18 protein-coding genes are annotated in these 19,207 nt (G+C 63.5%); 9 read left to right on the top strand and 9 right to left on the bottom strand.

The window, feature by feature from the left end:
* The first annotated feature begins 51 nt into the window (after positions 1 to 51).
* On the top strand, positions 52 to 1,197 hold the full coding sequence (gene rnd / locus NN662_RS12365; RefSeq protein WP_261930551.1) for a ribonuclease D: 1,146 nt from the start codon (positions 52 to 54) through the stop codon (positions 1,195 to 1,197).
* A 10-nt stretch (positions 1,198 to 1,207) separates the two neighbouring features.
* Here the strand turns inward: rnd and NN662_RS12370 are convergent, their stop codons facing one another.
* A complete protein-coding gene (locus NN662_RS12370; protein ID WP_261930552.1) occupies positions 1,208 to 1,753 on the bottom strand; it encodes a hypothetical protein in 546 nt (181 codons plus the stop codon).
* Positions 1,754 to 1,794: 41 nt separating this feature from the next.
* The gene (locus NN662_RS12375; protein ID WP_261930553.1) at positions 1,795 to 2,202 is read right to left on the bottom strand and encodes a DUF2000 family protein; all 408 of its coding nucleotides are present in this window, start codon (positions 2,200 to 2,202) and stop codon (positions 1,795 to 1,797) included.
* On the opposite strand from NN662_RS12375, the gene NN662_RS12380 reads away from it, so the two are divergent.
* Complete coding sequence (locus NN662_RS12380) at positions 2,201 to 3,100, top strand: AraC family transcriptional regulator (protein ID WP_261930554.1); 900 nt, start codon at positions 2,201 to 2,203, stop codon at positions 3,098 to 3,100. The genes NN662_RS12375 and NN662_RS12380 overlap by 2 nt on opposite strands.
* Positions 3,101 to 3,109: 9 nt before the next feature.
* On the opposite strand, the gene ppx is transcribed toward NN662_RS12380, so the two are convergent.
* The 4 genes from ppx to NN662_RS12400 all read right to left on the bottom strand — a co-directional run bounded on the left by ppx (position 3,110) and on the right by NN662_RS12400 (position 8,750).
* A complete protein-coding gene (ppx, locus tag NN662_RS12385) occupies positions 3,110 to 4,633 on the bottom strand; it encodes an exopolyphosphatase (RefSeq protein ID WP_261930555.1) in 1,524 nt (507 codons plus the stop codon).
* 12 nt (positions 4,634 to 4,645) lie between these two features.
* Positions 4,646 to 6,820, bottom strand: coding sequence for an RNA degradosome polyphosphate kinase (locus NN662_RS12390; protein ID WP_410010980.1), 2,175 nt, complete (start codon positions 6,818 to 6,820; stop codon positions 4,646 to 4,648).
* Positions 6,821 to 6,910: 90 nt separating this feature from the next.
* Complete coding sequence (gene hdaA / locus NN662_RS12395) at positions 6,911 to 7,615, bottom strand: DnaA regulatory inactivator HdaA (protein WP_261930557.1); 705 nt, start codon at positions 7,613 to 7,615, stop codon at positions 6,911 to 6,913.
* Position 7,616: 1 nt separating this feature from the next.
* Positions 7,617 to 8,750 carry an AI-2E family transporter gene (locus NN662_RS12400; RefSeq protein ID WP_261930558.1) on the bottom strand — a complete coding sequence of 378 codons (1,134 nt, stop codon included), beginning with the start codon at positions 8,748 to 8,750 and terminating at the stop codon, positions 7,617 to 7,619.
* Positions 8,751 to 9,074: 324 nt separating this feature from the next.
* Here NN662_RS12400 and purM point away from each other — a divergent pair, with 324 nt between their 5' ends.
* The 4 genes from purM (at position 9,075) to NN662_RS12420 (ending at position 13,171) form a co-directional block, all read left to right on the top strand.
* Positions 9,075 to 10,148, top strand: coding sequence for a phosphoribosylformylglycinamidine cyclo-ligase (purM, locus tag NN662_RS12405; protein WP_261930559.1), 1,074 nt, complete (start codon positions 9,075 to 9,077; stop codon positions 10,146 to 10,148).
* On the top strand, positions 10,145 to 10,765 hold the full coding sequence (purN, locus tag NN662_RS12410) for a phosphoribosylglycinamide formyltransferase (protein ID WP_261930560.1): 621 nt from the start codon (positions 10,145 to 10,147) through the stop codon (positions 10,763 to 10,765). The genes purM and purN overlap by 4 nt, the downstream gene beginning before the upstream one ends.
* 104 nt (positions 10,766 to 10,869) lie before the next feature.
* Positions 10,870 to 11,154 (top strand): BON domain-containing protein, encoded by a 285-nt coding sequence (locus NN662_RS12415; RefSeq protein WP_261930561.1) that lies wholly within the window; start codon positions 10,870 to 10,872, stop codon positions 11,152 to 11,154.
* Positions 11,155 to 11,311: 157 nt separating this feature from the next.
* A complete protein-coding gene (locus NN662_RS12420; protein WP_261930562.1) occupies positions 11,312 to 13,171 on the top strand; it encodes an ABC transporter ATP-binding protein in 1,860 nt (619 codons plus the stop codon).
* 10 nt (positions 13,172 to 13,181) lie between these two features.
* On the opposite strand, the gene NN662_RS12425 is transcribed toward NN662_RS12420, so the two are convergent.
* Both NN662_RS12425 and NN662_RS12430 read right to left on the bottom strand, forming a co-directional pair.
* Positions 13,182 to 13,799: an NUDIX domain-containing protein gene (locus NN662_RS12425; RefSeq protein WP_261930563.1), complete on the bottom strand. Its 618-nt coding sequence runs from the start codon at positions 13,797 to 13,799 to the stop codon at positions 13,182 to 13,184.
* Positions 13,796 to 15,937 (bottom strand): molybdopterin-dependent oxidoreductase, encoded by a 2,142-nt coding sequence (locus NN662_RS12430; RefSeq protein WP_261930564.1) that lies wholly within the window; start codon positions 15,935 to 15,937, stop codon positions 13,796 to 13,798. Before NN662_RS12430 ends, NN662_RS12425 begins: the two co-directional genes overlap by 4 nt.
* Positions 15,938 to 16,022: 85 nt before the next feature.
* Here NN662_RS12430 and NN662_RS12435 point away from each other — a divergent pair, with 85 nt between their 5' ends.
* From NN662_RS12435 to NN662_RS12445, 3 genes are read left to right on the top strand one after another with little or no spacing between them, the layout of a single operon-like run.
* A complete protein-coding gene (locus tag NN662_RS12435; RefSeq protein ID WP_261930565.1) occupies positions 16,023 to 16,883 on the top strand; it encodes a 23S rRNA (adenine(2030)-N(6))-methyltransferase RlmJ in 861 nt (286 codons plus the stop codon).
* Between the two features lie 3 nt (positions 16,884 to 16,886).
* Entirely contained in the window at positions 16,887 to 17,624 is a 738-nt protein-coding gene (locus tag NN662_RS12440) for a ribonuclease T2 family protein (RefSeq protein ID WP_261930566.1), read from the top strand.
* A 24-nt stretch (positions 17,625 to 17,648) separates the two neighbouring features.
* Positions 17,649 to 18,245 carry a glutathione S-transferase gene (locus NN662_RS12445; protein WP_261930567.1) on the top strand — a complete coding sequence of 199 codons (597 nt, stop codon included), beginning with the start codon at positions 17,649 to 17,651 and terminating at the stop codon, positions 18,243 to 18,245.
* Between the two features lie 98 nt (positions 18,246 to 18,343).
* On the opposite strand, the gene NN662_RS12450 is transcribed toward NN662_RS12445, so the two are convergent.
* Positions 18,344 to 18,988 carry an outer membrane protein gene (locus NN662_RS12450; RefSeq protein WP_261930568.1) on the bottom strand — a complete coding sequence of 215 codons (645 nt, stop codon included), beginning with the start codon at positions 18,986 to 18,988 and terminating at the stop codon, positions 18,344 to 18,346.
* Positions 18,989 to 19,207: the final 219 nt, after the last annotated feature.

Here is a 19,207-nt window from a genome sequence, read left to right on the forward strand (position 1 = left end):
GAAAGCGACAAGGAATAGCCCGTTTCCCGTCTTCAAGAATGTAAGAAGAACATGATCGTTACCACCGCGGACCTCGAAGCCGCCTGCCAGAAGCTTGCAAAATCCGAATTTGTGACAGTCGATACGGAGTTCATCCGGGAGACCACGTTCTGGCCGGAACTGTGCCTCATCCAGATCGCCAATCCATCGATGGAAGTGCTGATCGACCCGCTGGCGAAGGGGCTGGATCTCAAACCCTTCTTCGAATTGATGGCCGATGCCAGCGTCGTGAAGGTCTTTCACGCCGCCCGCCAGGATCTCGAAATCATATACAATCTCGGCGGTCTCATCCCGCATCCGCTGTTCGACACGCAGGTCGCGGCGATGGTCTGCGGCTATGGCGACTCGGTCTCCTACGACCAGCTCGTCGCCCGGATCACCGGGGCCCATATCGACAAGACCTCGCGCTTTACCGACTGGCGGCACCGGCCGCTCTCCGACAAGCAGCTCGACTACGCGATCGCCGACGTCACCTATCTGCGCGACGTCTATATGGCGCTGAAGGAACGGCTGGAGCGCGACGGACGCACGTCCTGGCTCAAGGAAGAGATGGACATCCTCGAGGCGCCGGAAACCTACGACCTGCATCCGGACGATGCCTGGCAGCGGCTGAAGATGCGGGTGAAGAAGCCGCAGCAACTCGCCGTCCTCCAGAGTGTCGCCGCCTGGCGCGAGCGCGAGGCGCGCAACCGCAATGTGCCGCGCGGCCGGGTCCTGAAGGACGACGCGATCTACGAGATCGCCCAGCAGCAGCCAAAGGACGTCGAGGCGCTCGGCAAGCTGCGCTCGATCCCCAAGGGCTGGGAACGGTCGTCGGCCGGCGCGCAGCTGCTCGACGCCGTCAATCAGGCGCTTGCCCTGCCGAAGTCCGAACTGCCGGCCATGCCGCGCCAGCAGCAGTCGCCGGAAGGTTCGGGTGCTGCGGTCGAACTGCTCAAGGTTCTCCTGAAGCTGACGGCGGAAAAGCACGGTGTCGCGCCGAAGGTGATCGCCAACAGCGACGATCTGGAAAAGATCGCGACCGACGGCGAGAAGGCCGATGCCGCCGCCATGCACGGCTGGCGCAAGGAACTGTTCGGCGACGTCGCGCTGAAGCTGATCAACGGCGAGATCGGTCTCCGGTTCACCGGCAAGAAGGTGGAAGCCGTCGAGCTGTGATCACGGCCTTCTAACGGTGACGCAGCCCCGCGGCTGCGTCTTTAAGCGAGGCAAGGAAGCCGGCGACGGCGCGCGGCAGCGGGCCGTGCTGGTAGTCTTTCAGCGTCTCGACCGTCCAGCCGCCTTCCGGGCTCAGCTGGCGTAAAAGGTCGACGCGCCGCGCTTCCTGCTCGGCGGTCAGCGGCAGCTCCGCCACCATGCCCAGATAATCGAGGTTCTGGTGTACCCGGCGCATGATCCGGAAGGCTTCGAACATGGTGGGTGCGATGCCGGAATCGTCACGCCAGGAGCGACCGCCGAACACCTCCTGCGTCACACGCTGACCGGCGCCCTTGCAATCGAAGGCGACGCAGCCGGAGAACCCCTGCTCTTCCAGCATGCTGTGGATCGTGCAGGAATGCCGTGCGGACAAATGCAGGCAGGGCGCGTCGGCGTCCTTGTTGTAGGCGAACTCGTCACCCTTGTCGAAAGGGAAGGCGACGCAGCAGAGCGCCGCGCAACGGCTGCAATCCGCCACGAGCGATACGCTGTCCGATCCTATCGTCCTATCCGCCATGGCCGACGCTATAGCGTTCCTCACCGCCGACCTCAAGCGCCTTAGGGGTGCATGCGGGCGCCCTTGCAGACCTTGTCGGCGATTTTCCTGTCCGTATGGAAGGCGAGGCCGACCACCTTGGCGTCATCCGGCCCGAAGGCGGAAAAGGCTTCCCGGTTGGCGGCATCGTGGCCGGTCGAAAACATCTCCTCGATATAGAGCGTCGAGGCGATGTCGCGCTCCAGCGTCCGGCGATGGATCTTCGACAGCGTGTCGCCGTCGGCGGCCAGCACGATGATCGGCTGCACGCTCATCGCGTTATAGACATGGCCCGCAGCATCCCGATAAGCTTCGCCGATGATCTCCGGCTTCGCGGCGGCGATGCCTGTGGCGAGGAAGGCGGTGACGTTGAGCTTCTGCCAGACGGCCAGATCCTCGCGAACGACGACAACGAACTTGGTTTCAAACATGCACGGCAACTCCACGAAGGGCTTTCAGAAAACGGGTTCGACCGCGACCCTAACGGCACCCGCGCCGGATGGTCTTGAAGGTTCGTGCAGGATCGAGACGGACGAGATCCGCGCCGCGCCGGAAGAAGGCGGCATCGAGCGGATCGAGGCGCGGTTTCACGGCAACGGCTTCGCCCCGCACCGGCACGACACCTATGCTCTGGGGATCACCGTCAGTGGCGTGCAGACCTTCCGCTATCGCGGTGCCGCGCGTTTTTCCATGCCGGGACAGCTCATAATCCTGCATCCGGACGAGCTGCATGACGGCGGTGCCGGCACGGAAAGCGGCTTGCGCTACCGCATGGCCTACATCCCGCCGGACCGCATTGCCGACGCCGCGGGTGGAGCGGGCGGCCGCCTGCCCTTCGTGCCGGCGCCGGTGATGGACGACCCGAACCTGCGCGCAAGCCTTGCCGACGTTCTCGACGATCTGGACCGGGAAATCGGCGATCTGAAACTCGATTGCTTTCTGGCGGAGGTCGCGGCGGGCCTCAACCGCCACAGCGACGATCGCCGGCGGTCAGCATCGCGTCTTGATGGCCGCGCGGTGTCCATCTGCCGCGATTTCCTGACCGAGAACTGCCGCAGGACGATTACATCCGGCGAACTCGAAACGATCGCCGGCGTCGATCGCTTCACGCTGGCCCGCCAATTCCGCACGGCCTACGGCACCAGCCCGCATCGGTTTCAGGTGTTGCGCCGGCTGGATGTCGCCCGCAGGTCGATGCGCAACGGCCATGGGCTGGCCGACGCCGCCTTCGACAGCGGATTTGCCGACCAGGCCCACATGACCCGGCATTTCAAGAAGACCTACGGCATGACGCCCGGCCGCTGGCTGGCGCTGCAGTCGGCGTCCTGAGACCAGACCTCAGAGATAGCGGAAGGCGAGCCGCTTGCCGGTGAGCTTGGCGAGCTGCTGCAAGCGGCCGTCGAGCCGTTCGCCGCGGAAATCGTGATATTCCGCCGGCACGACGAATTCGAGGTCGAGATCCGGATTGTCGGAGACAACGAAGCTCAGGTTCTTCACCACGCCCGGCATGGAGGCGGAGAAAAGATAGACCACCCTCAAGAGCCCGCCGACAAGCTTCGCCCGATCGAGGAAATGCGGCGTGGCGATTTCCGCCAGTTGCTGCGACGCGCCGTCTTCGCGAAGTCCTTCGAAGCGGAAGTAGTTGGTCAGCGCGATGAAGGCGCGGCCGGGATGGGTGATGCCAATGAAGGAGGAGTGGGCGATGATGTTCAGCGCCTGCAGTCCGCGATAGTCGGGATGCGCGCGCCAGGAGATGTCGGCCAGCAGGCAGGCCGCCTGACGGTAGCGGCTTTCTTCCTCCGTCTCGCTGATGCCGAAGAGCGGCATCATGCGGCCGGTCCACTCGGCAAGCTCGCGGGCATGTTCCGGCGAGCGGGCGCGCAGGATCGCCAGTTCATCGGCAGCCGAGAGCAGCGGGTCGCGCGCCTGGTCGGCCTCGGACAGGAGCGAATAGAGATAGCCTTCGCGCACGCCCTGGGCCGAAAAGGAAATCGACTTCGGCTTCATTTCCTCGAGAACCGCGCGCATGGCGATCGCGCCATAGGGCAGCAATGCACGGCGGTTGCGGGAAATGCTGGACCAGGCCGGATCCTTGCCCGGATCCTTGGTGTCGATGATCTCGCCAAGGAACTGCATCATGTCCTCGAACGGCACGTCATAGCCCTGCATCATGTGCAACGGGTAGCCGCGCTTTTCCATGTGCAGCTTGGCGACGTTTCGCCAGGTGCCGCCGACCGCATAGAAGGTCCGCCCCTGCCCCTTGGAAAGGAAGGTCGCGGTGGCAACCTGCTTGCGGGTGAAGCTTTCCGCCCGATCGAGCGAGCCCTTGGCATATTCCGACAGGCGCAGGCCACCGAGCGGCAGGGTAATGCCGTCGCTGAAGCTCTGGCCCTTGATGTCGATGAGTTCCAGCGAGCCGCCGCCAAGATCGCCGGCAATGCCGTCCGGCTCGTGGAAGCCGCTGATGATGCCGAGCGCCGAATAGCGCGCCTCTTCCGCACCGGAGAGGATGATGATCTTCTGGCCGAGGATTTCTTCGGCGGCCTGGATGAAATCCGGACCGTTGCTCGCCTCGCGCGCGGCAGCCGTCGCCAGCGCGTAGGTGGTGCGGGCACGCGCCTGCGCAGACAGGATCTTGAAACGGTGCAGCGCGGCGAGCGCCCGCTCGACGCCCTCCTCGTGCATCTTGCCCGTGGACGCGATCCCGCGGCCAAGACCGCAGAGCACCTTTTCGTTGAAAAGGATGGCGGGTGCGCGGGAAAGGCCCTCGTAGACGACGAGGCGGATGGAATTCGACCCGATGTCAATCACCGAGACAGGAGCAATACCCGGAAGGCGCCCCTGGGCTTCTGATTCAACCATTAAGTCCCAGTTCTAGTTCTTCTTGCCGGAAATCCAACCGGCAATCAGTTTCGGCGCACTGGACTTCAAGGCTTCGCCCCGGCCGGAGAGGCTGGGATTTGTCATGAAATAGTGCTGCGCATTGAACGGCTCCTCGCCCTCGCGCACTTCCATGCGTCTGGACGTCCCGTCGGGCAGTATCTCGTAGCTCTGCTGGTTGTCAATCAGGTTACCCAGCATGATCTGTTGAAGAACCTGCTCGTGCACGGTCGGGTTGAGGAGAGGCACGAGCGTCTCGACGCGGCGGTCGAGATTGCGCGGCATCATGTCGGCAGAGCCGATATAGACGAGCGCCTTTGCCGATGGCAGGCCGTGGCCGTTGCCGAAGCAGAAGATGCGGCTGTGCTCGAGAAAGCGGCCGACGATCGACTTGACGCGGATGTTGTCGGAGAGGCCCGGCACCTGCGGGCGCAGGCAGCAGATGCCGCGCACGACGAGATCGATCTCGACGCCGGCATGGCTCGCCCGGTAGAGCGCGTCGATGATGTCGGGATCGACGAGCGAGTTCATCTTCATCCAGATCGCCGCCGGGCGACCGTTCCTGGCGTTCTCGATCTCCTCGTCGATATGGGTGAGGATGCGCTTTCTCAGCGAATAGGGCGAAACCGCCAGCTTCATCCCCTCCTCCATCTCACCGTAGCCGGTGATGAAGTTGAAGACGTTGGCCATGTCCTGGGCGATCTTCGGGCTGCAGGTGAAGAACGACAGGTCAGTATAGATCTTCGCCGTCACGGGATGGTAGTTGCCGGTGCCGAGGTGGCAGTAGGTGCGCAGCTTGCCATCTTCGCGCCGCACGACCATCGACATCTTGGCGTGCGTCTTCAGTTCGATGAAGCCGAACACCACCTGCACGCCGGCGCGCTCAAGGTCGCGCGCCCAGCGGATGTTGGCTTCCTCATCGAAGCGGGCCTTCAGCTCGACAAGCGCGGTCACCGACTTGCCGGCTTCGGCCGCATCGATCAGGGCGCGAACGATCGGGCTGTCGTTGGAGGTGCGGTACAGCGTCTGCTTGATGGCCAGCACGTCCGGGTCGCGGGCGGCCTGGAACAGGAACTGGACGACCACGTCGAAGGATTCGTAAGGATGGTGGACCACCATGTCCTTCTCGCGGATGGCGGCGAAGCAATCGCCGGCATGTTCGCGGACCCGTTCGGGGAAGCGGGGGTTGAAGGTTTCGAACTTCAGCTCCTCGCGCGGCGCCTTGACGATCTCGGAGATCGTGTTGAGCGCCAGCAGGCCGGGCAGAACCGCGACGCGGTTGTCCGGGACGCCGAGTTCGTGCACCACGAAGTGGCGCAGCGAGGCCGGCATCTCGGAATCCGTCTCGATGCGGATCACCGAACCGCGGCGGCGGCGCTTCAGTGCGGTTTCGAAGAAGCGCACGAGGTCCTCGGCCTCTTCCTCCACTTCGATATCGCTGTCGCGGATGATGCGGAAGGTACCCGAGCCCTGGACCTCGTAACCGGGGAAGAGTTTGTGAATGAACATAGACACCACGTCTTCAAGCGTGATGTAGCGGATCGTCGTTCCGGCGTCGGGCAGACGGACGAAACGATCGAGCGCCGGCGGCAGACGAAGCAGCGCCGTCATCGGCTCGCGGCCGGTCTTCGAGACGAGCTGGAGCCCGACCGAGAAGCCGAGGTTCGGAATGAAGGGGAACGGGTGCGCCGGATCGATCGACAGCGGCGTCAGCACCGGAAAGATCGATTCGGCGAACTCATTGCTCAGCCACTGCGAATCCTCGTCCGACAGCGCGCCGGGGCGAACGATCAGGATATCCTCCTGCGCAAGCGCCTGCTGCAGCACGGCGAGCGAGGCCTGCTGCTCCATCTGCAGCTTGTCGATTTCCTTAAGGATCTCGTCCAACTGTTCGGCCGGCGTCTTGCCGTCGGGCGTCTTCATCGACATGCCCTGTCGCACCTGGCCTTCGAGGCCGGCGACACGGACCATGAAGAATTCATCGAGGTTGGCGGCCGAAATCGACAGGAAGCGGACACGTTCGAGGAGCGGATGCGCGGAGTTCAGCGTTTCCTCAAGCACCCGGCGATTGAACTGGAGCCAGGAAAATTCACGATTGACGAAGCGCTCGGGGCTGGCAATCAGGGTCTCGAACGGATCGTCGACAACCGTTCCTTCCTGCTGTTCCATGTTCTGGTTGTCGGATGCGAACGTGTCCATGTATCTGCCTTCGTTTGATTTCCCGCGAATTATAACACGTTAACGACGGTTATGTGACAATCACTCGACACCCTGTCCGCCGCTCATTTCGTCTATGACCTCGCCGGCGAGCGCCCGGGTGATCCGCGTCCCCCTGGCGAGCGCCAGATGGTCGAGGCTCTCGACGATCTTCTGGGCCGCACGCATGGAGCGCTCCATCCGATTGACGATGTAGAGCACCAGCCTGTCTTCGATGAGAAGCTGCCGGTCGGCGAACAGTTTAACGATCACCTGTGACAGCAGTTCCTCGTCCGGCTCGCCGATCTCCACGACGGTCGCCGCCTTCAGCCGCGAGACAAGATCGGGCAGCGTCACCGGCCAGGACATCGGCCAGAGGCGCGACGTCATCAGGAGGCTGGTACCGTTTTCGCGCACCGAATTGATCACATGGAACAGCATGTCGTCGTCGAAGCCGGCACGGTCGGCATCCTCGAAGACCACCGGCCCTTCGGCCGCCAGTTCACTGGCCTTCGCGAAGGTGTCGGCGGTGATCGGCACGGCGCCGCTGCGCTCGCGCCAGATGGCGGCCAGATGCGATTTGCCCGCGCCTTCCGGGCCCGCCAGGATGACCACGGGCGACGGCCAGCGCGGCCATTCGTCGATGATCGAAACGGCAGCACTCAGGGGATCGGATACACGCAAGTCGTCGCGGCCACGCGCGGCGGCATGCTGGAAGGCCAGCGGCAACTGGCCGGTCTCGCGCCTTTGACGGTCGCTCTTCTTCATCTTACGGCTCCAGTTCCTCCGGAGCGGTATCGTGTTCGATGACCTTCATGCCGTTGTGTCCGTGATAAAGATCGCTTTCCAGATAGCGGTTGAGGGCAAAGCGGACGAGAACGCCGACGGCGGCCGCGGCCGGCACCGCCACCAGCAGCCCGACGAAGCCGAACAGAAGGCCGAAGGCAAACAGCGCGAACATCAGCCAGACCGGGTGCAGGCCGACGCTCTGGCCGACGAGCTTCGGCTGCAGGATGTTGCCCTCGAGGAACTGGCCGGAGAAGAACACGATCAGCACCAGGCCGATATGGAGGTAATCCGGCCAGAACTGGACGACGGCGACTCCGAAGGCGAGCACCAGGCCGACGGTCGAGCCGATATAGGGAATGAAGCTGATGGCACCGCTGAAGAGGCCGATCAGCAGGCCAAAATTCAGCCCCGTCAGCGACAGGCCGATGCCGTAATAGAGGCCGAGGATCAGGCAGAGCGAGCCCTGCCCGCGCACGAAGCCGGCAATCGCACCGTCCATTTCGCGGGCGATCAGGCGGACATTTGCGACGTGGTCGCGCGGGATCCAGCTGTCGACCTTGGCGACCATGCGGTCCCAGTCGAGCAGCAGGTAGAAGGCGACGACCGGGGTGATGACGAACAGCGAGGCGATATCGACCAGCGCCTTGCCGGAACTCCAGATCTGGCCCAGCAGCTTGGCAAGGAAGCCGGCGCCCTCGGTGATGAAGTTCGAGAAGTTCTCCTTCACCGTCGTCACCTGATTGGCGATCCAGTCGGGCATCAGCGTGCCGTGCTGGCGGGTGATGAAGTCCTGCAGCTGGTTGATGTAGCCCGGAAGCTTGGAGATGAAGTCTGACAACTGGCCGGCGATGATCGGGATCAGGATGATCAGGGCGATCACGAAGACGACGATGAACATGATGAGGATGACGATGGTCGCCATCATCCGGCTGAGCCCGATCCTCTCCAGACGGTCGGCGACCGGATCGAGGAAATAGGCGAGCGCCATGCCGGCCACGAAGGGCAGCAGGATCGAATGAAAGACGGCGAGGAACACGACAAGAACCAGCAGGGCGCAAAGCCAGAAGATCGCCTGCCGCCTGAGGCTCGCACTGCTGATGTGTTTGTGTTCCAAGAGCTTCGGTTTCCTCGTCTTGCGCCGCGAACTGAACCGGTCCGGCAGATATTCCCGTTCACAGGAGATAGGATGCGTGTGGGAGACTGGTCAAGTCCGCCCGTCATCGCCGCCCCCACAATCGAAATCCGGTGCATCAACCGGAGCGGCACCATGCTGTACAACGTATCACGTGGTATGGGACGGACGCGGCCGCTCGACCGCAAACCGCCCGCATTGCGGTGAAAAACCGGGGTTTTCAGCCTCATCCGGCTTGCATATCGCGCTGACCCGTGCAATTGCCAGCCGCACGAAAAACCGTTCCGAGCCAGTGGAGAGCGATCGATGAGCCAGTCCGGCAAAAACGGCCTTACCTACAGCGATGCAGGCGTCGACATCGATGCCGGCAATCTCATGGTAGAGAAGATCAAGCCCGCTGTGAAGTCGACGCGCCGTCCGGGCGCCGACGGTGAGATCGGTGGCTTTGGCGGCCTGTTCGACCTGAAGGCCGCAGGCTTCACCGATCCGGTGCTGGTCGCCGCCAATGACGGCGTTGGCACCAAGCTCAAGATCGCCATCGACGCCGACCGGCACGACACCGTCGGCATCGACCTCGTCGCCATGTGCGTCAACGACCTCGTCGTCCAGGGGGCCGAGCCGCTGTTCTTCCTCGACTATTTCGCCACCGGCAAGCTCGACGCCGACCAGGGCGCGGCGATCGTCGGCGGCATTGCCGCCGGCTGCCTGGAAGCCGGTTGCGCGCTGATCGGCGGCGAAACGGCGGAAATGCCCGGCATGTATTCCTCCGGCGACTACGACCTCGCGGGCTTCGCGGTCGGCGCCGCCGAACGCGGCCAGCTGCTGCCGTCGGACAATATCGAGGCGGGCGACGTCATTCTCGGCCTCGCCTCCTCCGGCGTGCATTCCAACGGCTTCTCGCTGGTGCGCAAGATCGTCGAACTCTCCGGTCTCTCGTGGGATGCGCCGGCACCGTTCGCCGAGGGCAAGACGCTCGGCGAAGCGCTGCTGACCCCGACCCGCATCTATGTGAAGCCGCTGCTGAAAGTCATCCGCGACACCGGCGCGATCAAGGCGCTCGCCCACATCACCGGCGGCGGGTTCCCGGAGAACATTCCGCGCGTGCTGCCGAAGACGCTGGCGGCCGAAATCGACCTGGCGTCGATTGCCGTTCCGCCGGTCTTCTCCTGGCTTTCGGCAACGGGCGGCGTTGCCGCCAACGAGATGCTGCGCACGTTCAACTGCGGCGTCGGCATGATCGTCGTCGTTCCTGCCGACAAGGCTGACACCGTCAGTGCGGCGCTCGCCGACGCCGGCGAAACGGTCTTCCCGCTCGGCCGGATGGTCGAGCGCAGCGAAGGTGCGCCCGGCACGGTCTACAAGGGTACGCTCGCCCTATGAGTTTAGCGAAGAAGCGCGTCGTCATCTTCATTTCGGGCTCCGGCTCGAACATGGTGGCGCTTGCCAAGGCCGCGCAGGCACCGGACTTCCCGGCGGAGATCGTTGCCGTCATTTCCGACAAGGCGGATGCCGGCGGGCTCGCAAAGGCGGAAGCGCTCGGCATCGCCACACATGTCTTCGTGCGCAAGGACTATGACAGCAAGGCTGCTCATGAAGCCGCCATCCTCGCCCGCCTCGCCGAAATCAAGCCGGATCTGATCTGTCTCGCCGGCTACATGCGCCTGCTCTCGGCCGAGTTCATCCGGCCCTATGACGGACGCATCCTCAACATTCACCCGTCGCTGCTGCCGCTCTTCCCGGGTCTTCACACCCACCAGCGGGCGATCGACGCCGGCATGAAGCTGGCCGGCTGCACCGTGCATGTGGTGACCGAAGGCATGGACGAAGGGCCGGTCATCGCCCAGGGCGTCGTGCCGATCCTTGCTGGCGACACCGCCGACGATCTTGCCCACCGCGTTCTGACGGTAGAGCACAAGATCTACGCCCGCGCACTCGCCAAAGTCGCCGGCGGCGCGATCTCGGCGACGGACGGCGGAGACTTCCTCATTTCCGTCTGATCCCTGCCCCATTCCGGGATCATCATGGAACAATCCAGACCGTGAAGCGCTTTCCTTAGGCAGGGCTCATGCCCCGCATCCTGGAAAGCGAAAGGAGGATTGCCATGAAATACGAACTTCCGTCATTCTTCGACGAGCATAACGAAGGCGCCGAAATCCGCGCCGTCAAGGACAAGCTTACGGAAACCCGCGTCGCCGGCGTGCTCGCCACGACCGAAGGCGTTCATGCCGAGGCGCTCGAGGTCGAGGTTCACGACGATACCGCGCGCGTCAGCGGAACCGTGCCGCAGGAACGCGAAATCGAAATCGCCACCAAGGCCGCCGGCTCCGTCGAAGGCGTCGAGCGCGTCGATACCCGCATCACCGTGGCGAAGGGCGAAGAGTTCTGACGCCACGGTCGTCTCCCGGCAGCAAGACGGGAGACAAAGACAGTTTGAAGACATACCCTGGTGAATGACACGCGATTGGCTTCGTCCGTCAGCACGACTCATGGTTTAGTGAACAGACACAACCGCCCGCCCTGATATCATCAAAAAGCAGGTTGCCATGTCGCTGTCAGACCGCGTCTTTCACCCGTTCGAGACGCTTGTCCGCCCCTTGGAGATACCGTTTCGGCCCCTGCCCTCCGACGGACCGCTGGCGCTTCTCCTGCATTTCGCACGCATGTGCCGCGGGGCGCTGATCGCCATACTCCTGCTCAGCATGGCGACGGAAGCCTGCAATCTGGCCGTCATCTGGGGCATTTCGCGACTGGTCGACGGTGTGACGACGCAAGGGGCCGCCGCTTTTGTCGAGAGCCACATGTCGGCGATCGTGGCTTTCGGTGTCCTGTTCTTCCCGGTGATGCCGCTGCTTGCCTTCCTTTGCAACACGCTGGGCTCGGAGGTCATATCCGTCAGCCTATCCGTCCTCATGCAATGGCACGGACACAAGGCGGTCGAGCGCCAGGACCTCGCCTTCTTCCACGACCTGTTTGCCGGACAAGTGGCGACGCGCATCGCCCAGGTCGCCTCGGCCATCAAGCAGCAACTGGCGGTGGCGGCGTGGGTCCTGCCGAACTTCATCGTGCAGGTGACGGGCTCGCTGATCCTTGTCGCGGCCATATCGTGGCCACTCGCCATTCCCGTGCTCGTCTGGGCGGTCGCGAACCTCTTCGTCGCCCGCAAGGCGGTGCCACTGTTTTCCGATCTCGCCCGCCGCACCGCGAAGACCCGCAGCCGCGTGGTCGGGACGATGGCGGACCTCTATTCCAACATCCAGACGGTCAAGCTGTTCTCGGCGGAAGACAGCGAGGCGGGTGCAATCCGCAAGGCCCTCGGCAAATCGCTCGCCGCCCAGCACACAGAACGTCGTGTCATGCTGACGGCGGACATCACCATCATCACCCTGAACGTGCTCCTGCTGCTTTCCACCTGTATCGTCGGCATCTGGGGAATGACGGCGTCCTTCGTCACGCTTGGGGATTTCGTCGCCTCGATCACGATTGCCCAGCGGCTATCTTCCAATGCCCGCGCCTTCCTCAACATGGGCCAGCAGATCTTCGAGGCGATCGGCACGATCCGCGACGCCATGCCGGTGATGACCACACCGCCGACCATCCGAGACGCCCCCGATGCCCACCGGCTGGAAGTGACGCATGGCGAAATTCGCTTCGAAGCCCTCCGCTTCGAATACCAGAAGGACCAGCGCGTCATTCGCGACCTGTCGCTGATCGTGAAAGCCGGTGAGAAGATCGGCGTCGTCGGCCTGTCGGGCGCCGGCAAGACGACGCTCGTCAGCCTGCTGCTGCGCTTCTTCGACCTGGAGGGCGGACGTATCCTGATCGACGAACAGGATATCACCCGCGTCACCCAAGCGAGCCTGCGCGACGCGATCGGCGTTATCACGCAAGACGTGTCGCTGTTGCACCGCTCGGTCGGCGACAACATTCTCTATGGCCGACCCGGCGCCTCCCGCCAGGAGATGGAGAATGCGGCGCGTCTGGCGCAGGCCGACACGTTCATCCCTGAACTGAAGGACAGCGAAGGTCGCAGCAGCTACGACGCCTATGTCGGCGACCGGGGCATCAAGCTCTCCGGCGGGCAGCGGCAGCGGGTTGCGATCGCCCGCGTGCTGCTCAAGGATGCGCCGATCCTCGTGCTCGACGAGGCGACCTCGGCGCTCGACAGCGAGGCGGAAGCGGCGATCCAGCAGAACCTCGACCTGCTGATGGAGAACAAGACGGTGATCGCCATCGCCCATCGCCTGTCGACAATTTCGCAGATGGACAGGATCGTCGTCCTCGACAAGGGGCGGATCGTGGAGGAAGGAAGGCCCGACGAACTGCTGGCGATGGGCGGGCTTTACGCCCGCCTCTGGAACCGCCAGACCGGCGGCTATATCGCCGACAGGGAAGAGGCCCTCTGACGGCCGGGGATCAGCCGGGAACGGGAATCCTGCCGGCCTTGAGAGCTTCGCGGTTGAGCATCGCCCATTGCAGCAGCATCACCGTCTTGCCATCGACGATCTCGCCGCGGCCGATCATGGCGTAGGCCTCCTCCAGCGGCAGTTCCACGAGTTCCAGATCCTCGTTCTCATGGTCGAGGCCGCCGCCTTCGGCGACCTTCATCGACGGATCGACGAAAGCGGCGAAGAACTGGATGCGCTCCATATAGGCGCCCGGCGACATGTAGACTTCGAACAGCGGCACGACATCTTCAACCCGGTAACCCGTCTCCTCGAGGATTTCGCGGCGCATGCCGTCGGCGGGATCGCCCTCCTCCAGATTGCCGGCCGGCGCTTCCAGCAGGAAATGCGGCAGCTTCTGCAGATAGACGGGAAGCCGGAACTGGCGGACGAAGGTGATGGTCTCGCTTTCGCGATTGAACAGGAGCACCGCCACCGCCCGGCCTCGATCGTATATTTCCCAGGTGATGCGCGACGTGTCGCCACCCGAGCGGGTGTAGTCGAAGGTCACCTCGCTCAAACGGCTCCAGCCCTGCCAGATCGTCCTGTCCTCGACGATCTCGATCTTCGTCCTCTCAAACTTGCTCATGCGAATTCCGGTTGCTCGGCTGTCACCTTTTCCAGCCAGACGCGGTTGTCGTGGATGGCCGCGCCGCCATAGGGGGCGACGCAGTCGGCGCCGGTCAGGACGTTGATGCCCTCGCCGTCGAGATGGGCGCTGTTGGGCCAGAGCCCCTCGGCGATCAGCGTGCCGCGCTTCATCTCGTCGGTCACCTTGGCATGGATGCGCAGCGTGCCGCGATTGTTGCCGATGCGCACGACCGCGCCGTCTTCCACACCAAGCCGCGCGGCATCGTCGGGATGGATCATAAGTTCCGGCCGACCCTCCTTCTGCCGCGACGTCTTCGTCTCGGCAAAGGTGGAGTTCAGGAAATTGCGGGCGGGCGACGTGGCGAGGCGGAAGGGATGGGCCTCATCCACTTCCTCGATCAGTTCGACGTGATCGGGAAAGACCGGCAGGCGATCGACGGCTCCGAGAACGCCGACCGATTCCGGCGGGCGGTTGGGCGCGGGCGTGCCGGTCCAGTCAGGCCGGAAGCGGAACTTGCCGCCCGGATGGGCAAAGCCGTTCAGGTAATGGGCATCCTCGAAGGCCGGCTGGCGGTCGAACCATTTTTCCTCGGCCAGCGTATCGAAGTCCGGCAGGCCGGACGCCGTCAGCATGGCGGCGATATGCTCGCGTTCGCTCATGCCGAAACCCGGACGGTCGGCGACGCCGAGCCGCTTTGCCAGTTCCTCGATGACGAAGAGATTGGTGCGCACGGTCGCCGGCGGCTCCGTCACCTTCGGGCCGATCAGGATGTGGCTCTGACCGCCGCCACGATAGATGTCATCATGTTCGAGGAACATGGTGGCCGGCAGAACGATGTCGGCAAGCTCGGCGGTATCCGTCATGAACTGTTCGTGGACGGCGACGAACAGGTCGTCGCGCAGAAAGCCCTGCTTCACAAGCCGCTGCTCGGGCGCGATGTTCACCGGATTGGTGTTCTGGATCAGCATGGCCGTCACCGGGCCGCGGTGACGAAGCGCCTCGGCGTCACCGGTCAGCACCCGGCCGACCTGCGACTGGTCGAGCATGCGGATGTCCGGGTCGACCATCGCCGTGCCTTTGACGATCGCCGTGTTGATCTTGAAGATGTCGGAATTCGAATGGAACGCGCCGCCACCCTCGTGCTGCCAGGAGCCGAGAACCGTGGCGATCGAAAGCGCCGCGTGCATGGCGACCGCGCCGTTGCGCTGGCGGGTGAAACCGTAGCCGAGGCGGAAATAGCTCTTCGGCGTCGTGCCGACGAGTTTGGCGAAGGTCTCGATCTCGTCCACGGTGAGACCGGTAATGCCGGCCGCCCATTCCGGCGTGCGGGTCTTCAGGTGCGCCTCAAGGCCGGCCGGATCGTCGGCAAAGCGGGCCATGTAGTCGCGGTCGGCATAACCGTCGCGAAAGGCGATGTGCATGACGGCGCAGGCGAGTGCTGCGTCCGTGCCGGGCCTCAGAATCAGCTTCAGATCCGCCTGCTTCATGGTCGGGTTGTCATAGATGTCTATGGCGACGATCTTGGCGCCGCGTTCCTTGCGGGCGCGGATCGCGTGCGTCATGACATTGACCTGGGTGGCAACCGCATTGGTGCCCCAGATCACCACGCAATCGGACTTGGCCATCTCGCGCGGATCCGGTCCGCGCAAGGTGCCGGTACCCATGGTGTAGCCGGTCCAAGCCATGTTGGTGCAGATCGTGCCGAAGAAGCCGGAATAGCGCTTGGCGTGGCGGAGGCGCTCGATCGAATCGCGCTGCACTAGCCCCATGGTGCCGGCATAGAAATACGGCCAGACTGCCTCGGAGCCGTCCTTTGCCTCCGCCTTGACGAAGGCCTCGGCGATCTCGTCGAGCGCTGCGTCCCAGGAAACCTCCTGCCAGTTCCCCTCGCCTTTCGCGCCGATCCGCCGTTTCGGCGCCATCAGCCGGTCCGGGTGATAGAGCCGCTCGGAATAGCGGGCGACCTTGGCGCAGATGACGCCGGCGGTATAGCTGTTGTCGGCGGACCCGCGCACGCGGCCGACCTTGCCGTCGGCGGTCAGCTCGACGTCGAGCGCGCATGTGGATGGACAGTCGTGCGGACAGGCCGTATGACCGGTGGAGGATTGCGAGCGGATGGGTGCGGCGATGTTCATACGTCTCTTATAGAGGAGAGACCGGACGCCCCAAAGTCGGAAATGTCCGCATTCCAAGAAATCATCGGAGCGATCACGTCAGCGAATGAACTACCGCCACATCTACCATGCCGGCAACTTCGCCGATGTCCTGAAGCACGCCCTACTCGCCCGCATCATTCGTTATATGCAGGCCAAGGACAAGGCCTTCCGGCTGATCGACACCCATGCCGGCATCGGGCTCTACGACCTCACCTCCGAGGAGGCGCAGAAGACCGGCGAATGGCGCGACGGCATCGGCCGGCTGATCGGCGCGAACCTGCCGCCAAAGGTGGCTGAAATCCTTGAGCCGTACCTTTCGGCCGTTCAGAGCCTGAATCCGGAAGGCGGCGTAACCCATTATCCCGGCTCGCCAAAACTTGCCCGTATCCTGTTCCGTCCGCAGGACCGGCTGTCGGCGATGGAACTGCATCCGACGGACGCCGCGGTCCTGAAATATGTCTTCGAGGGCGACTATCAGGTGCGGGTGACCGAGCTCGACGGCTGGCTGGCGCTCGGCGCGCATCTGCCGCCGAAGGAAAAGCGCGGTGTTGTCCTGGTCGACCCGCCCTTCGAGGAGGAGGGCGAGTATGAACGCCTGGTCGAGGGCCTTGCCAAGGCCTACAAGCGCTTTCCCGGCGGCACCTACTGCCTCTGGTATCCGATCAAGCAGGGCGCGCCGATCAAGGACTTTCACCAGGCGCTACGCGACACCGGCATCCAGAAGATGCTGGCAGCCGAACTCTCGGTCAAAAGCGACCGCGACACGACCGGGCTCAGCGGCACCGGCATGATCGTCGTCAATCCACCGTTCACCCTGAAGGACGAGCTGCACACGCTCCTGCCCTTCCTCAAGGAAACCTTGGCGCAGGACCGCTTCGCCTCGGGCAAGGCCTTCTGGATTCGCGGCGAAGGCGAGGAAGGCTGAACGATGCGACGCTATGCCGGTTTCCTCCTGCTTGCGCTGTTCATTGCAGCCGGAGGAGCGACCGGGCTGATGCGTGGCGGCAGCGATGGCGAAGGCATAAACGAAACAGCCCCGGCGCCGGTGGCCAAGGTCGCGAAATCCGATACGCCGGCGAGCGCCGTGCCGGTCGGCTCCGGCTTCGATTTCTACGTCCTCTCGCTCTCCTGGTCGCCGACCTTCTGCGCGGGTCCGTCCGGTGGCAATTCTGGCCAGCAATGCGGCCCCGGTAAATCCTTCGGCTTCATCGTCCACGGCCTGTGGCCGCAATATGAAAAAGGCTATCCCGAGTCGTGCTCGACGGCTGAGACGGGCCGCATTCCCGACGGTCTGGTGCGCGAACTCGCTCCGATCATGCCATCGGCGGGGCTGATGCGGCACGAATGGGAAAAGCACGGCACCTGTTCGGGCCTCAGCCGCGAGGATTATTTCGACGTGCTGAAAACCGCGCGCGGCAAGATCGCCGTGCCGAAATCGCTGGAGCGGCCGCGCCAGCGCCAGACCCTCGCCGTCAACGAGATCGAGCGCCAGATGATCGCTGCGAACCCCGGCCTCAAGCCGCAAGGCGTCGCCGTCACCTGCGAGCGCGGGCAGCTTGACGAAATCCGGATTTGCCTTACCAAAGACCTCGAATTCCGGACGTGCCCGGAGGTCGACCGACAGTCCTGCCGCGCCGGCCAGATCACCGTTCCGCCGGTCCGCTGAACCGGCAACACCAAGGGAGACCCCATGAAGCTGCTCTACTCCACCACCTCGCCCTACTCTGCCAAGGTGCATATGGCGATCCGCTATCTGGGAATCGACGTCGACGCCGTGAAGGTCAACACGACCACCGCGCCGGCCGAACTCGTCGAGCAGAATCCGCTCGGCAAGATCCCGACGATCGTGACCACCGATGGCGACGCCGTCTATGACAGCCGGGCGATCATGCAGTTCCTCGATCAGGAATACGGCCGCAAGCTCTATCCGCACAAGAAGAAGAAGCGGGCCGAGGCGCTGGTGCTCGAAGCCCTTTGCGACGGGATCACCGATTGCCTCGTCGCCAGCATCTACGAACGCCGGTTCCGGCCGGAGGAGAAGGTGCACGAGCCATGGCTCGAATGGCAGTGGACGAAGGTTCAGCGCGGGCTCGACTATCTCGACAAGAATCTGCCGAAGACGCCGAAGACCCTGCATGGCGGACATTTCGCGCTGGCAGCCCTTGTCGGCTACCTGCAGCTTCGCTTCGAAGGCCGCTGGGAAGAGGGCCGCGAGAATCTCACGGCCTGGCCGGTGAAATTCGAGAAGCGCTTCCCGGAATTCCCGGCGCTGAAATCCCAGGGCTGACGGCGCGGGCCCGACGTCTCAGGACTGACAGGAAGCAGGACACAAAAAAGCCGGGGCAGAACCCCGGCTTTTCCGTCTGTCGATTTCCTCTGCGGAAATCAGAACTTGACGCCGATACCGACCTTGACGGAGTGCTCGTCGAAGCCGCGCGAGAACGAGCTGCCACCGACATCATAGTCACGGTCAAAGTAGTTGGTGTAGTCGTATTCGACGCGGGCCGTGATGTTGTTGGTCACGAAGGCTTCCGCACCGACGCCGACGGTCGCACCGTACTGGATCTTGCTTTCGGAATCGCCGTTGCCCGAGATCTTGCCGTCGGCCATTGCGAGACCGCCCGTGCCGTAGATCAGGAAGGGGTTCAGGTCGTAACCGACGCGGCCCTTGATGGCGCCGTTCCAGCCGGTCTTGCCCTTGAAGCCGGGAGCGACCTCACCGTCAACGCCGGAATAACCGATGTCGCCTTCGACGCCGTAGACCATCTGGCCAGCCTGCCAATTGTAGCCGCCGTAGAAGCCGCCGCCGATACCATCGCCGTTCAGCTTGCTGCCGTCGCCGAAGCGGGCCCAGTTATAGTCGCCTTCACCACCGAGGTAGAAACCCTGCCAGGTCGGAGTCACCGGAGCGACGTCGTTGGCGACCGGCGGCGGAGCCGGCGGAGATTCGATGGCATCAGCTGCCTGGGCCTGAGCAATCCCCGCGATCATTGCGGTGGACGTGAGAAGAGTGATCAACACAGTACGCATATTTTATTTCCTTTCGGATTGATGCCGACTGCCTTAGCGGCAACCCAGCGAAATTCAGTTTCCCCCGCCAGGACGAATGAGAATTTGGATCGCGAATGAGGAATTGCCAGAGCCGAAATGTGAAATATTTGCGGCACAATGATGGTGTATTTACGGTGTTGCTTTTACGCAACGCATATTTTACATATCTTAATACAGATTAATCGAGCAATCTCCAAT

This window comes from Rhizobium sp. NRK18 (assembly GCF_024385575.1).
GTDB lineage: Bacteria > Pseudomonadota > Alphaproteobacteria > Rhizobiales > Rhizobiaceae > JANFMV01.

Bases quoted from the DNA above. Each gene is read 5' to 3' on its own strand.
- rnd (WP_261930551.1), top strand. From the start codon at position 52: ATGATCGTTACCACCGCGGACCTCGAAGCCGCCTGCCAGAAGCTTGCA.
- NN662_RS12370 (WP_261930552.1), bottom strand. From the start codon at position 1,753: ATGGCGGATAGGACGATAGGATCGGACAGCGTATCGCTCGTGGCGGAT.
- NN662_RS12380 (WP_261930554.1), top strand. From the start codon at position 2,201: ATGCACGGCAACTCCACGAAGGGCTTTCAGAAAACGGGTTCGACCGCG.
- NN662_RS12375 (WP_261930553.1), bottom strand. From the start codon at position 2,202: ATGTTTGAAACCAAGTTCGTTGTCGTCGTTCGCGAGGATCTGGCCGTC.
- ppx (WP_261930555.1), bottom strand. From the start codon at position 4,633: ATGGTTGAATCAGAAGCCCAGGGGCGCCTTCCGGGTATTGCTCCTGTC.
- NN662_RS12390 (WP_410010980.1), bottom strand. From the start codon at position 6,820: ATGGAACAGCAGGAAGGAACGGTTGTCGACGATCCGTTCGAGACCCTG.
- hdaA (WP_261930557.1), bottom strand. From the start codon at position 7,615: ATGAAGAAGAGCGACCGTCAAAGGCGCGAGACCGGCCAGTTGCCGCTG.
- purM (WP_261930559.1), top strand. From the start codon at position 9,075: ATGAGCCAGTCCGGCAAAAACGGCCTTACCTACAGCGATGCAGGCGTC.
- purN (WP_261930560.1), top strand. From the start codon at position 10,145: ATGAGTTTAGCGAAGAAGCGCGTCGTCATCTTCATTTCGGGCTCCGGC.
- NN662_RS12415 (WP_261930561.1), top strand. From the start codon at position 10,870: ATGAAATACGAACTTCCGTCATTCTTCGACGAGCATAACGAAGGCGCC.
- NN662_RS12420 (WP_261930562.1), top strand. From the start codon at position 11,312: ATGTCGCTGTCAGACCGCGTCTTTCACCCGTTCGAGACGCTTGTCCGC.
- NN662_RS12425 (WP_261930563.1), bottom strand. From the start codon at position 13,799: ATGAGCAAGTTTGAGAGGACGAAGATCGAGATCGTCGAGGACAGGACG.
- NN662_RS12430 (WP_261930564.1), bottom strand. From the start codon at position 15,937: ATGAACATCGCCGCACCCATCCGCTCGCAATCCTCCACCGGTCATACG.
- NN662_RS12435 (WP_261930565.1), top strand. From the start codon at position 16,023: ATGAACTACCGCCACATCTACCATGCCGGCAACTTCGCCGATGTCCTG.
- NN662_RS12440 (WP_261930566.1), top strand. From the start codon at position 16,887: ATGCGACGCTATGCCGGTTTCCTCCTGCTTGCGCTGTTCATTGCAGCC.
- NN662_RS12445 (WP_261930567.1), top strand. From the start codon at position 17,649: ATGAAGCTGCTCTACTCCACCACCTCGCCCTACTCTGCCAAGGTGCAT.
- NN662_RS12450 (WP_261930568.1), bottom strand. From the start codon at position 18,988: ATGCGTACTGTGTTGATCACTCTTCTCACGTCCACCGCAATGATCGCG.